Annotated in this window: 13 protein-coding genes; 11 read left to right on the top strand and 2 right to left on the bottom strand. The window is 35.5% G+C overall.

Annotated elements, in window-relative coordinates; genetic code table 11:
• Positions 1-89 precede the first annotated feature (89 nt).
• A complete protein-coding gene (locus IPH52_26740; GenBank protein MBK7058582.1) occupies positions 90-1,868 on the bottom strand; it encodes an ankyrin repeat domain-containing protein in 1,779 nt (592 codons plus the stop codon).
• Between the two features lie 135 nt (positions 1,869-2,003).
• Here IPH52_26740 and IPH52_26735 point away from each other — a divergent pair, with 135 nt between their 5' ends.
• The 3 genes from IPH52_26735 (at position 2,004) to IPH52_26725 (ending at position 4,007) form a co-directional block, all read left to right on the top strand.
• Complete coding sequence (locus IPH52_26735; GenBank protein ID MBK7058581.1) at positions 2,004-2,324, top strand: hypothetical protein; 321 nt, start codon at positions 2,004-2,006, stop codon at positions 2,322-2,324.
• Between the two features lie 37 nt (positions 2,325-2,361).
• Complete coding sequence (locus IPH52_26730; GenBank protein MBK7058580.1) at positions 2,362-3,108, top strand: bacteriohemerythrin; 747 nt, start codon at positions 2,362-2,364, stop codon at positions 3,106-3,108.
• 326 nt (positions 3,109-3,434) lie between these two features.
• On the top strand, positions 3,435-4,007 hold the full coding sequence (locus IPH52_26725) for a Uma2 family endonuclease (GenBank protein MBK7058579.1): 573 nt from the start codon (positions 3,435-3,437) through the stop codon (positions 4,005-4,007).
• A gap of 28 nt (positions 4,008-4,035) precedes the next feature.
• On the opposite strand, the gene IPH52_26720 is transcribed toward IPH52_26725, so the two are convergent.
• Positions 4,036-4,563: a hypothetical protein gene (locus IPH52_26720; protein MBK7058578.1), complete on the bottom strand. Its 528-nt coding sequence runs from the start codon at positions 4,561-4,563 to the stop codon at positions 4,036-4,038.
• A 75-nt stretch (positions 4,564-4,638) separates the two neighbouring features.
• Here IPH52_26720 and IPH52_26715 point away from each other — a divergent pair, with 75 nt between their 5' ends.
• From IPH52_26715 to IPH52_26680, 8 genes are all read left to right on the top strand, one after another.
• Complete coding sequence (locus tag IPH52_26715) at positions 4,639-4,941, top strand: hypothetical protein (protein ID MBK7058577.1); 303 nt, start codon at positions 4,639-4,641, stop codon at positions 4,939-4,941.
• Positions 4,929-5,165 (top strand): hypothetical protein, encoded by a 237-nt coding sequence (locus IPH52_26710; GenBank protein ID MBK7058576.1) that lies wholly within the window; start codon positions 4,929-4,931, stop codon positions 5,163-5,165. The genes IPH52_26715 and IPH52_26710 overlap by 13 nt, the downstream gene beginning before the upstream one ends.
• Complete coding sequence (locus tag IPH52_26705; protein MBK7058575.1) at positions 5,153-7,192, top strand: AAA family ATPase; 2,040 nt, start codon at positions 5,153-5,155, stop codon at positions 7,190-7,192. Before IPH52_26710 ends, IPH52_26705 begins: the two co-directional genes overlap by 13 nt.
• Before the next feature lie 130 nt (positions 7,193-7,322).
• A complete protein-coding gene (locus IPH52_26700; GenBank protein MBK7058574.1) occupies positions 7,323-9,875 on the top strand; it encodes a methyl-accepting chemotaxis protein in 2,553 nt (850 codons plus the stop codon).
• A 1-nt stretch (position 9,876) separates the two neighbouring features.
• Positions 9,877-11,367 carry a hypothetical protein gene (locus IPH52_26695; protein ID MBK7058573.1) on the top strand — a complete coding sequence of 497 codons (1,491 nt, stop codon included), beginning with the start codon at positions 9,877-9,879 and terminating at the stop codon, positions 11,365-11,367.
• Positions 11,368-11,487: 120 nt separating this feature from the next.
• A complete protein-coding gene (locus IPH52_26690; GenBank protein MBK7058572.1) occupies positions 11,488-12,330 on the top strand; it encodes a hypothetical protein in 843 nt (280 codons plus the stop codon).
• 131 nt (positions 12,331-12,461) lie between these two features.
• The gene (locus IPH52_26685) at positions 12,462-12,836 is read left to right on the top strand and encodes a hypothetical protein (protein MBK7058571.1); all 375 of its coding nucleotides are present in this window, start codon (positions 12,462-12,464) and stop codon (positions 12,834-12,836) included.
• A gap of 13 nt (positions 12,837-12,849) precedes the next feature.
• Positions 12,850-13,179 (top strand): hypothetical protein, encoded by a 330-nt coding sequence (locus IPH52_26680; protein ID MBK7058570.1) that lies wholly within the window; start codon positions 12,850-12,852, stop codon positions 13,177-13,179.
• The last annotated feature ends 24 nt before the right edge of the window (positions 13,180-13,203 follow it).

Below are 13,203 nucleotides of genomic sequence, written 5' to 3'. Positions count from 1 at the left end.
TTGACAACTAATCAGCATCAATGATTGCCACAAAGGCAATAAGGCACAGAGAAAAAATGAGACAATCCAATACCCTCTTTGGCAAATCTTTAGTCTTCCAGGATTTCCTCATCGTCTTCGTCATCTTCCAAGTCATTTGTTTCTTTTACCTTGGTTTTTTCTGCTTGCGGCTTATCATTCTTAGGCGAAAGTTTAACAGGAGGAGATACTTTAGTTGTATTAAATGTCTTAATTAGCGTTGCTTTTAGTTTCTCAGTAGATAGATCGAGTGGGGTTTTGCCTTTACTATCCTTTGCTTTTTTATTGGCACCATTTTGTAGTAAATACTTTACTATATCCAATTTGCCTGACTGAACTGCAAAGTGTAATGGAGTGTAGCCGTTTTTATCTTTTTCATTTACAGCCTCTGGTAAGAGTAAAAATTTTACCATTTCCACATTCCCATTACTACATGCCCAATGCAAAGCAGTAAATCCATCTTTGTTTTTACCCTTGACTTGCTCTTTTAGAAGAGCTTGGATTTTGATTAGATCTTCTATTTTATTATTTTCTAAAGTAGGATTTGTAGTTGCTGCCTTAGTCGTTGTCTTAGGAGTTACACTATCCATAGACTGCAGATACTCTGCTACTTTTTGATGCTTATTTCTGTTGGCTAATATTAGAGCAGTTCCATATGGATAATAACTAGATTCAATCGTTCTATCTGCTCCCGATACGGTAAGAAGTTTTACTACCGGTAAATGTCCATTTTGCGCTGCGAACATTAAAGCAGTATTATTGTGTTCGTTTTTATGATTGATCTTTGCCCCGGATTCAAGTAAGAATTTTACTACGTTTTCATTGCCTTCGCGGGAAGCGAGTAGTAAGGGAGTATTTTTGCTATTATCCTCAGAATCAATTTCCACTTTTGCTGATTTAAGTAGTTTTAAAATTTCTAACTTACCAGTGAGACTTGCCAGATGAAATGCAGATTGTCCAATCTCGTTTCTTGCATTGACATCTGCTTTTTTACTTAAGAGAAAAGAGACTAGTTTTACATTTCCAGTTCTCGTCGCAATCATGAGACTTGTATTTCCATTTGCATCCCCGTCTTCTAAGTTCGCATTTTTCTCTATCAGATAATCAATGACTCGAGAGTAATCATTTTCAATTGCATAGAGGAGAGGTGTAATACCAGCAGGGCTTCTATCGTTAAAACTCGCTCCTTTTTCTAAAAGAAATTTCACTATCTCTAAACTGTCCGTTCTAGACTTGTCCGTTAGATGCAGAGAGGAATTCTTTGTAACATAAAGGATTGCTGTAAATCCCTCTTCGTCTACAGCATCAATACTAGCACCACGTCTCAAGTATTTTTGCATCTCTTCTAAATTGCCATCCTTCGCGGCTTCTACAAAATATCTATCTGCTAAGTATAAGGGAGTATTATCCGCTCCTTTCTCTAGAAGATAATTTACAATAGGAAGATAACCCTCATTAGACGCCCAACGAAGAGGAGTCCAACCAGTTTGATTTTTTGAATCTACCTCGGCTCCTTTTTCAATTAGGAATTTGACTAAATCCATATTACCAACAGAGGATGCATTCGCAAGAGGTGTGTCACCGTTTCCATCTTTCTGGTTTATATTGGCACCCTTCTCTAACAAGAACTTAGTCAATTCAAAATTGCTTTTCATGGTCGCAAAATGTAAAGCAGTATTTCCTTGTTCATCGCCAGCGTTAATATCCACACCATCTTGCAATTCCTTTTGCACTTGCGGCAAATCTCCTTTAATCGCTGCACTCAATAAACCAAGAGAAGCCTCGTCAGTCTTTGCTTGTAAAAAACTTTGGGATAGAATTAAAATTAAAATTAAATAAATTGATTTCATAGTTGTCTCTAGTCTCAGTTTTGGGTTAGGGTTTGCAAATTCAAGAAATTAAAATATGATATTTATCATATTTTAGAAGCATTAGATGGTGTTCTTTCCTATTGATTTCGTCGCAATATCTGAAATCATAGCGAGATGCTAACAGAAACTGAACTATTAAACCCTCAACATGTATCAAATGTAAAAGAATTCTGGAAATTTCAGAACTTCCAACTAGGGATTCCCTTTATCGACACACAGCATGTTTGGTTGGTATCATTGGTTCTTCACCTAAATGCGATTATCAAAACAGAACACGATGACCAATTAGCAGACACATTCAAGAAAGCAATTGCAGAAGCATTCGAATATGCAGACTCTCATTTCAGAGCAGAAGAAACTTTGTTCACTGCATTTTTTTTTCCCGGAAAGAGATGCGCATATCAAACAACACGGGGCATTTATTCACTCACTTAAAAAATTAGTTTCTCAAGCACAAAAGATAGATCGCACAATGGCGGAAAAATTATTTCGTTATTTGCGTCATTGGTTATCAGAGCATATTTTAAAGGAAGACAAGAAGTATGCGCAGTTTCTCATTCAAAGAAAATCTAATCTGGAAGCTTTTTTTGAAGAACGTGCGATTGACGGCATATTCATATTATCCCTTGAACAAATGGAATTATACAATCAAGTTTTTTCAGCCAAAGACTCCAAAGAAACTTTAGATCGAGAAGGATTACTTCGCCACAAGATCAAAGACATCTGGACAAGATTTAAATTAAAATTAGATATTCCACTCATTGACATCCAGCACCTGTGGCTAATCAAAATTGCCTTCCAGTTAGAAATGACAATGCACGATAAATCAGACAATAGACAAGCAGAGATCAAGGAGCTTTTGCAGGAAGCAATTCTCTATGTCACTGAGCATTTTCACACAGAAGAATATTTAATGGAAAAACTAAATTATCCGTATCTGCTAGGTCACAAACAAAAACATGCGACTCTTGTTTATTCTGTTCTAGAAAGAAAAGCAGAAATCGAAGCAGGCAACGACCGCGCCGCGAATCTTCTCGCAATCGACTTAAAAGAATGGCTCTTCTCTCATATCGCCCTCGAAGATAAAAAGTTTTCCCAAACCATCAAAGAAAAGCGACACGAAGGAATCCAACTCACCAAAATGCTCATCGAAGAAAAAGAAGTCAAAATTCGAAAAGGACAATTGGAGCTTTATAAGAATATTGTATTGGGAGTTTAGAAAAAGTTAGTTTACATTTTTCTTTCAAGACTGAATACTGGAATTGAAACATAATAGCTATTCTGGTTCATTGGAATTTTTTTTTTAGACAGGATTAACAAAATTTACAGGATGATCACATTTCGAAAACCATTATAACTTGAGTATATTTATTTTGAGTTCACCTTACGTATAAGAGTAAAACTATGAATCATTTTATGAAATTAAGAATATTAGATAAAGCTTATAAATTAATAGCCCGGCGGCAGCGAACCCACCGTTAGGTGTAGACCCAAATCCAGCGATGGGCACGCTGGTCATTCACCTTGCGTAAGGTGAGTTTTTAATTGCTTATGAAAGTCCAAGATAAAAAAATTACGATAGATGAATACTTAGAGAAAGAAAGACTAAGTGATTCTCGCAGTGAATTCATCGCAGGAGAAGTATTTCCATTCACTGGTGCTAGCTTTATTCATAATTTAATTGTCTCAAATTTAAGTCATCTTCTAACTCAATTACTTGATGAATCTTATTACGTTATGACTGCCGATTTAAAACTTTGGATTCCTTCAAAGCAAGCCTTTGTTTATCCAGATGTAATGGTCATTTCAGGTGAGCCAGAGTTTCAAGCGGATAATCAAGATATTCTCACCAATCCAATTTGTGTAATTGAAGTTCTTTCTGAATCTACCAAGAATTATGATAGAGGAGAAAAATTCGAAATGTATAGGTCAGTTCCCAGCATTCAAGAATACATTTTGGTTGACCAAGAAAGAATTCATATAGAGCAATTTATTCGAAATGAAAGATTGAATTGGGAATTAATGGAATATAATTCTATCGAAGGTAATTTTGTATTATCCTCTCTTCATATAGAATTTAATTTTTTCGATGTTTACAAACGAGTAAAAATAATTTAATCCTATACTGCCATTTTTATTCGTATAATTACTTCTTTCCTTTTGTGGAATTGTTTAGTTCAAGTAATAATTTTTTTAAGTTATTTTGAATGCACCTTTCATCGGCAACTTTCATTCGTTTAAATCCAACCAATTCTTCACTGACAGTTGCAGTGCCTGATTCAGTGATGACGAAGTCTTTGACGACTGTGCCTTTATTGAAAAGTGTATATTTTATTTCAGCGGTTACTGTAAAATCAGCGCCAAATGTCGGTTTATCAAGCCTTATAATTTCTGCTTTCAAATCCCAATCTTCCTTTGTTTTATCATTTAGAGATTTAAAAAATTTAGAACCAATAACGGATTTTCTAAGTGCTTGAGTGATTTCTACATTGGTTAATAAAATATCTTTATCTGCCCCAGTCACAAAGGGGATAAATACCGAGTTGCCAATAGGAGTTGTTGCTTGAAAGTCGATAACGCTCATATTCTCGTGTAAGGCGCTTCGAAGGCCTGTTGCACAATTTACGAATAAGAGAATAACGGATAACAAAAAAAAGTTTTTTAAAGATTTCATAATGGCTCCTAGATTATTAAAAGAAAATAAAAAAATACTTGTCAACCCATTTAAAAAATTCTAGCCTGAAAATCTATGCAAAGTATAAACAGATACGCAATATTTTTTTTTATCACTCTTACCCTCTCTGGATGTTTTAGTCATCCATATATAATTACAAAGAGTGAAGCTCCTAGAAGAGAAGAATCTATCAAACTCAGATTTTTTACAATCTTTGGTGCAGTTCCGATTTACAATGATTTGAATCCAGAAACTGTTTGTCCGGGAGAAAGAATTCGGATGATCAATATATATGATAGTATGCTAGATGGAGCGTTTTGCGGTTTGAGTCTTTTTCTTGTTTGCCCCCATACGGTAGGTGTTGAATGCGTAAAATAATTTTATTTATTATTCTATTTTTATTCTCGTGTTATAGCTATGAGGTCATAAACAAAAAGGGCATAGACGAATCCAAAATTGTAAAATTAAAAGTTCCAATCAGGCAAGAGCGAGGTTCTGGCTACCATGAGGAAGAAGACATTTCTTTTATTTGTGCACCCAAAGAAATTATTTTCATTAAATTTGCAAATAATATGCCACAAGAAGTTTGGTGCGAAAAATAAACTCCATCGAAGAATTAGAACAGACACTCCACCTACTCGAAATAGAGCAGGAATATGAGCGTAGCGAATACGAGACATTACTTACGGAAACAAGTCCGGCAGAGAGACAAAAGAATGGTGTAACCTGGTATCCTGTCCAAATTGATATTGAAGAAGTCACGTCTAATGAGCGTCTAATTCTAAATATCCGCACAAATCCCGAGAAAGCCAAGGATCATAAATTTCATTCGGGTCAGACTGTTTCTATTTTTACAAACAAAGAAGGTCTTTCGAAAGAAGAAAGAAAAGAATATCGCGTCTATGGAACGATTCGTAAACTAAAAGATGAAACGATGCTAGTCATGATTTCTGAGTCCGAGATGCCAGATTGGTTTGACGAAGGCAAATTGGGTGTAGACTTATTCTACAACGAGACAAGTTACAACGAGATGAAATTCGCTTTATCGAAAGTCATTGCGGCTAGTAAAAATAGACTCGCCGATTTAAGAGAAATTTTACTCGGTTACAGGCAAGCCTACTTTGAAGATCAGAAATTTCCACCTTTGACAGAGTTGAACGATTCACAGAACAAGGCTTATTCGCTTGCTCTAAACGCTCATGACTTCGCTCTCATACAAGGTCCACCGGGAACAGGTAAGACTACAACTCTTGTGCGGATAATCAAAGAAGCCGTTAGAGAAGAAAAACAAGTTCTAGTCTGTGCGGCAAGCAATAACGCAGTAGATTTGCTCGTAGAAAAATTGGCAGCTCTGGGAGTAAATGTTCTTCGAATGGGAAATCCTGCCCGTGTTTCTGAAAATTCTGAGCAGTATACATTTGACGCAAAACTTCTTTCGCATCCTGATTACGATACAATTCAAAAGTATAAAAAAGAAGCTTTGCAAATCCAGAAGAAAGCTTTCAAGTTCAAAAGAAATTTTGGAAAAGCAGAAAGAGAAGAGAGAACTGCACTTCGTAATGAAGCAAAAGAGCTATTTTCCATTATCCGCAGTCTAGAAGTTTCGATTCAAAAAGATATTCTAGAAAAGTCAGAAGCAATATGTTCCACGTTCGTAGGAATTACAAATTCTCCTGCAAGTAAAATGCATTTTAAAACAGTCTTCATTGATGAAGCAACGCAAGCCTTAGAGCCTGCTGCTTGGATTGCTGTTATGCGAGCCAGCCGAGTGATATTTTGCGGAGATCACAAACAACTTCCACCAGTAGTAAAATCTACAGAAGCCGTGCGCGGCAAACTAGACGTATCCTTATTTGAGAAAATTATATTCCGATTGGAAAAAGGGAATATTGGCCACAGAGGCATGGATTCGACAAGCTCACCACAGGCTCCGACCCAGAGTAAGGAGAGTTTAGATTCGGTATCGGATTCTCCATTTGTTCTATTGGATACTCAGTATAGAATGAATGAAGAGATAATGGATTTTTCGAATGAATTGTTTTATCATGGTCACTTAAAGGCTCATTCTTCTGTAAAAGAGAAGACGTTAGACGCAGTATGTGGTTACTCGGAGAGAATTTCTCCGCTTTGTTTTATTGATACAGCAGGCACAGACTCTGACGAAGAGTTAAATGAAGAGACTTTAAGCATTTCCAATACAAAAGAAGCAGAGCTTTTACTGAAGCACCTAACGCTTTGTTTAGAAAAATGGAATTGGAGTGCAAAGCAAAAATCCGAAATTAAAATTGGTATCCTTTCTCCTTATAACGATCAAATTAAAACTCTGCGGGATTTATTTGATAAAACAAATTTACAAAAAGAATACAGCATTGAAATTTCGACAATCGACTCTTTCCAAGGAAGAGAGATGGACATAATATATATTAGCCTCGTTCGCTCCAATGACGAAGCAGATATTGGTTTTCTCTCCGACATCCGACGAATGAACGTAGCCATGACACGCGCCAAATTGCGATTAGTCGTTCTGGGGGATAGTGGAACAATCGGCAACCACGAATTCTACAAAAAATTCTTAGAGCATGTGGAGCTTCACGATTCGTATGAAAGTGCTTGGGATTATCACGAATGATTTTTCCCATACTTAGTTTGCAAAGTCTATCCGAATTCAACGAAAATCATAAACGAAAAAAAAGAAGTTTCATCGATTAACTTCGAATAATACTAGGAATCTTAACGCCAAAAAAGAAATTGAAACTACGATGAATGAAACACATAAAAAACTATTACGAAACTATAAAATAAATTTCTGGTTATACGCAGAGGCATTAGGAATAGCGATGATCCTTCCAACTGTCATAGTATTCGCAATTGCCTTTATTGACTTCAACGTTTTGCAAATTCAAATAATACTCTTTGTTTCTACCTTCATAACGTTACTCGCGCTAGTGATATCATATTTTTTGAATATTAAAACTCTAAACCCTTTCATTGAATATTTGAATCTTTCTGCTGATGAAAAGCAAGTTTCCGAAGAAGTATATTCTACTGCTCAACGTAAATTTACCTTGATTCCAAAATTTCATGCTTTTGAAATTTTAATTCGATGGATCATAGGAATAATATCTGTTTCCATTAGCCTCTACTTATTTACGGATACCAGAATCTATCAACTTACTAATTTAATTGGAATCGGACTTTTCGGTGGAGTCCTCAATGGACTTTGGGCTTTTTCTGTGAACGAATATCTAATTGCTCGCGTGGCAAGCACAGGAATATTTAACAAAAGTATTAAAGATCAGGGACAAAACAATAGTAAACTCTTTATATCTCTCAGCATTCAAATTGGCTCTGCCCTATTTTTATTATCCGTTTCCATTTTAATTGTATCTTTCAATCTCAATTCCAAAACTCTCACAAAAGCATTTGAAAATCAAATGAACAATATAAACGAAAGTAATGTGCAAATTCTGGAAAATTTCTACGGTGCCAGAGAACAAGATATAACTAAATTTGCAACAGATCCAGAAATTATAAATTTAGTGAAAGAGAATAACTGGAATGCATTAAATCAATATTTGTCTCTTTACATGGTTAATTCCAAAAATTACTACGAAGGAACATTTATTTTTACCCTCGACTCAAGCTACACAATCGTTGCGAATAGCTCCACAAAAAAAGAAGGCATTGGTCTTCAAATGAAGCAAGTCCTTAGTTCCCAAAAAAACATAGAAGCAGTTCTAAATGGCAAAGTTCATTTTAGTGATTTACAAATTTCTCCTATCACTTTTCATCCAAATATTTTAATTACCGCTCCAATCAAAGAAAACGGAAAGGTAATCGCTGGAGTTGGATTTGCTTTTATGATTGGGGATTTCACACAGGAAATTATCAAAAATGTAAACATTGGATCAAATGGATTTCCTTTTGTATTAACAAAGAACCTAACAGTCATTGCCCACAAAGATCCAAAGCAAATTATGAAAAATAAACAAACTGAATTTTTTGCTGATTATCTTAGAGACTTTGAAGATAAAAAATCATTCCTATATACCGATGATGGAAACATCAGAGCCATGTTAAAACAAATTAGCTCTAAGTATAATTTTATTGTGGTCAGCACTATTTTACAAGAAGACTTAGAAAAGCCTGCCCTAGTAAGTATACGCGATATTTCTATCATTACACTGCTTACTTTAGTAGCCACTGGCTTTTTTATCTATCATCTTTTGAATTTAAAATTAAAACCACTCGAAGACAGCTCTTTTATTTTAAAACAAATGGCAGAAGGAAATCTAACAGGGCAAATTAATATTATCTCCATGGATGAAATAGGAAACATTGAAAGAAGCCTCTATTCATTCACCAATAAGCTATCTTCCATTATCCACAGTGATATTCAAATAGCAAACAATCTAGCAAACTCAGCCGATGAAATGCATTCAGCACTAGATAATCTTTCGAGCAATACGCAAACGCAAGCAGCTTCGTCTGAGGAAATTTCTGCTTCGATAGAGGAAATTTCTGCCGGTATTGATAGTGTAAACGCAAGAGCAGAAGATCAATTTTCTAAAGTGACAATTCTAGATGGTAAAATGGCAGAACTCACAGAAACTATTTCCTCGATGGCGGATGAGATAACAAGCATTAGCCGAAACGTATTAACAATTGTAAAAGATGCAAGCAAGGGAGAAAAATCTCTCGATCAGATGAATGCAAGCATTTCGAATATTAGTTCTAGCTCCAAGCAGATCACAAACGTAATGGAAATAATCACCAGCATTTCGCAACAAATCAATCTGCTTTCACTTAATGCTGCCATCGAAGCAGCAAGAGCCGGTGATTCCGGTAGAGGTTTCGCAGTAGTAGCCGATGAGATTGGAAAACTCGCAGATAAAACCTCTCGAAGTATCAAAGACATTTCTTCTTTAGTTAGCACAAACCAGACTGAAATTGCAATGGGTAGTAAAATCATTCAGGATACAATTCAGATTATCCACAAAGTTATTGAAGGAGTAAACTCTTTTCAGTCAATGGCTGAAACCCTGGAATTACAAGTAAAGATGCAAAAGTCAATCAATTCGATTGCAAATGAAGAAGTAAACAGCTTAAATCAAATGACTTCCTTAATTCGAACAGCGATGCAAGAACAGAAAATTGCTATTGAAGAAGTGGCTAAGACTATTTACGGGATAAATGAAATTACCCAGTCAACAGCAGCCGGTGTAGAAGAGCTAAATGCCAGCTCACAGGGAATTGCAAACACAGCAGATTTGCTAAAAAAGGAAATGAGCTTCTTTAAGTTAGATAAGTAAAATGAAAGCAAAATATTTATTAACCGCGGTCATTTTACTTTTTCCGATTTTTCTTTTTTCAGAGACAGTGACATTTCTAACAACTGTAAAATCAGTAGAAGGAAAAGACAAAGGATCAGTTGGAGATTTTTTAAATCTTCTAGTGAATTACGCAAGCAAAACTAAATTCAATAAATCAGCCGAGGAGTTTCACGGCTATCTAAGTAAGTCCCTCGATAAATTTGACTTTAAAGATTTATATAATTCCAAGTATATGAAATCATCGGCTAATGGCTATAAGTCAGTTACATATGCAGGAGTGAATTCGCCCGAAGGCTTTAACGTGGATTTAATAGATAGCAGCTTTGAAAAAATTCCTATCCAGAAATTCGGTGACTTTGGCGTAGAGTTTTCACTTCGAAAGAATGAATCATCTTCTGTGGCTAGTGGATCTTATGCGAAGTCAAATTCCTATTCAGGAGATTTAAAGTTAGATCAATATCTCGGAGTCTTATCGCATGAAAAAGGAGCAATCTTATTGGGCTCCTTATTATCCCTACTCGACATGGAAAACTTAGATAAAGTGAATCTACCAGCCTCTAAGACATTTTCGAATTTAAAAAATTCAGAAAATAGAAAGGTATTAGATCTACTCATGCATGATCTTCCTTCTGTAAGTCGATTCCTGAATCAATACTTTGCTGCTGACTCCCTTCTCAAAGATCAAAATAAAAATGACAAGCGGGTAACAATGGTTATCTTAAATGGAAGGATTAACAATCGTTATGTGCAAAATCAATATCCCTACCTGGCTGAGTATTTCGACGATATAAGTGAATTGGGAAATATTAAAATGCTTTTCTATAATTCTTCGGGTAGTCGAATTTTGGAAATAAATATGGAGAGTAAGTCACTTCTACTCTATTGTAAATTCTATACTGCCGGCGGAAAAATTATTCCCTATTCCACAAATGACGGAAACGACGAATTAGATTTTTCAAAAGCATTTGCTCTTCCTACTTTAAGTCTTTATAATTTTAAGATTCTGATTTCCTTTCAAGCTACCATCTATGGGCTTGATTTTGATAATAAAGAAATTACTGTAAATGGAATCTTTTCAAACAAACCAGGAGAGGGTAATCTATCTTTTGCGCTAAAAGATTTTTCTAAGACATCTGTTTCCGGTGGATTCTCTTACTTAATTCCCTCTTGGGCAATTGACCTTGCGATTCCCGGAAATTTAGAAGAGTTGATTTATCATTTCACCACTGTATTAGTCCATGCCAATCAGGAGAAAGGAAGTTTTCTAAAACTAAGCTGGAAAAAGAAACCTTCCGCTTGGAATTTCTCTCTTCGTTCCGAAAGTGAGTTTGTGGATAACTTCTTTATCCGCTTCGGACTAAAAGTTTTTAATTATAAAATTCGTCCTTCCAAAGAAGCCGGGGAAGAGCTATCCAATTTCTTAGTTCAAATATTTGATTTAGCAAGAAAAGACGTTTTAATATCCAATTAGATTCTTTGTATTCCTTACATCGCTAGGTTTTATAAAATCGCCCTTGCTTTCTTTTTAAGGTATATCTTGTTTAATCGTTTATTCCTTGACAAAAAAACCATGTCAACCTAGTGTTTCCCTATGACTTACTTAATACTAATATTAGCATTTTTTTCCACCATGACTTTTGCACAGGATACCCAGCCCAGCGTCAACGCTGCACCTCCAAAGAAGGCAGTCATAGGCTTCCAGAAAGGACAGTTCTATTTATCAGCGTCAACTGGTTTGCTAACTGCCAGTGGATCCTTGATTGATACTGATAGGTCATACAATGATACTCTATCTACACAATCCCAATTAGGCTTAATAGAAAACAAGACACAACCCTTTGTAACTCCATTTAAGTATAAACCCAGTGGGTCAAATAGTGGAAGTTTAGAATATTCTCTCACAGATAATATTGGGGTAGGTGTTTCTATGTTACAGTTTTCGATTCACGGAAATGGGCAAAGTAGGTATCAAAACTATTCAAATACAGGAGCCTCCGGGAATTCGAATTACGTTCGCACTAAGGATCAGACTTTATATTCTGTTCCAGGTAGCTATTTAATGTACAGCGGAACCAATATGATGTTGTCAGGCAGTTACCATTTCATTTCAAAATCAGTCTTGGATCCGTATGTTCATTTAAAAGCAGGAGGAGGTACTTTTTTAAGTAGCTCTCATAGAAATTTATACGATGATGATAAATACTTTTTAAAAACTGGTGACTTCTCCGGTCTTAGTAAGATTGTAGGGATTGGTGCTGGAGTTAATTTCTTCATTCTTGAAGAAATGGGAATTAAATTTGAACTCGAACATTACAGACAATACCTATCCTCTACTAATTTTAGTTCGAAAACGTTGGACACAACGCATGTTCAGATAGGTCTTGTATTCAATTTAACGACCTTGCAATCTGGTGTTCCTAAGGTACAAAAGTAAACTAACGAGAACCTATTAAAGTTCTAGATTTATAAAAAAGTTTGACAGTTTTCCTTGAATAAATCCTATTAGGCATAATAAGTAAAGGCCTGTTTTGAGCTTTAGCTTGTTAAAAAACTAGGAGACAAATTATGTTAAGAAAAATTTTGATGACTTTGGCTTTATTCCTTGCAGTTTCTGCATCGGGTAATTGTGGAACTTTTATTAATGCCTTGAGTGCAACCAAAGGATTGCATGGGTACGACCATAGTGGTTTTATTTATTCAAATACTTCAAGATCAGAATCCGTGACAGACAGCATTGGTACAAAGAAAGGGACAGCTTGCCAAAGTATGGTGCTTTATTTATTTGCTTTTGGCGATGCTTCGTTGCCTGCAGCAAAGGCAGCGGGCAATGTTAAGGTAGTTAATCATGTTACATATGAGAAGACAAGGGTATTTGCAACTCCATTTACACTAATGATCGGACCTTATATGAAAGATTGCATTACTGTATATGGAGAATAGGATGGGTAAGAACATGAAAAAAATGTTAAGACTCTTTTTCCTAATTTCCTTTGCTCTGACATTCTCTGCCTGCGTAACTTCCCCACTCCCCCTTTCTATGATTTATGGAAATAACAAAGGAACCATGCATGTATTCCCAAACAAAATAGGAAAAAAAGTAGGGAAGACCTGTAGTTTAATGGTCGGATTATCGTATCTTCCTTTTTTTATCATTGGAGATAATTCCGTGAAAACAGCAGCAGACAATGGCAACATCACGCAAATTAGCTTAGTAGACTTTGAGCAAGAAAATTTTCTTTTCTCAGTTTATTCGAAAACTTGCATCATAGTCTACGGAGATTAAATAGATTAGATTATTTAATTCTTT

The sequence above is a fragment of the Leptospiraceae bacterium genome (genome assembly GCA_016708435.1).
In the GTDB taxonomy this organism is placed as follows: domain Bacteria; phylum Spirochaetota; class Leptospiria; order Leptospirales; family Leptospiraceae; genus UBA2033.
The sequence above is the reverse complement of the archived record's forward strand: the minus strand, read 5'-3'. Positions and strand labels throughout refer to the sequence as shown.

Bases quoted from the DNA above. Each gene is read 5' to 3' on its own strand.
- IPH52_26715 (MBK7058577.1), top strand. From the start codon at position 4,639: ATGCAAAGTATAAACAGATACGCAATATTTTTTTTTATCACTCTTACC.
- IPH52_26735 (MBK7058581.1), top strand. From the start codon at position 2,004: ATGCTAACAGAAACTGAACTATTAAACCCTCAACATGTATCAAATGTA.
- IPH52_26680 (MBK7058570.1), top strand. From the start codon at position 12,850: ATGAAAAAAATGTTAAGACTCTTTTTCCTAATTTCCTTTGCTCTGACA.
- IPH52_26730 (MBK7058580.1), top strand. From the start codon at position 2,362: ATGGCGGAAAAATTATTTCGTTATTTGCGTCATTGGTTATCAGAGCAT.
- IPH52_26740 (MBK7058582.1), bottom strand. From the start codon at position 1,868: ATGAAATCAATTTATTTAATTTTAATTTTAATTCTATCCCAAAGTTTT.
- IPH52_26685 (MBK7058571.1), top strand. From the start codon at position 12,462: ATGTTAAGAAAAATTTTGATGACTTTGGCTTTATTCCTTGCAGTTTCT.
- IPH52_26695 (MBK7058573.1), top strand. From the start codon at position 9,877: ATGAAAGCAAAATATTTATTAACCGCGGTCATTTTACTTTTTCCGATT.
- IPH52_26690 (MBK7058572.1), top strand. From the start codon at position 11,488: ATGACTTACTTAATACTAATATTAGCATTTTTTTCCACCATGACTTTT.
- IPH52_26720 (MBK7058578.1), bottom strand. From the start codon at position 4,563: ATGAAATCTTTAAAAAACTTTTTTTTGTTATCCGTTATTCTCTTATTC.
- IPH52_26710 (MBK7058576.1), top strand. From the start codon at position 4,929: ATGCGTAAAATAATTTTATTTATTATTCTATTTTTATTCTCGTGTTAT.
- IPH52_26700 (MBK7058574.1), top strand. From the start codon at position 7,323: ATGAATGAAACACATAAAAAACTATTACGAAACTATAAAATAAATTTC.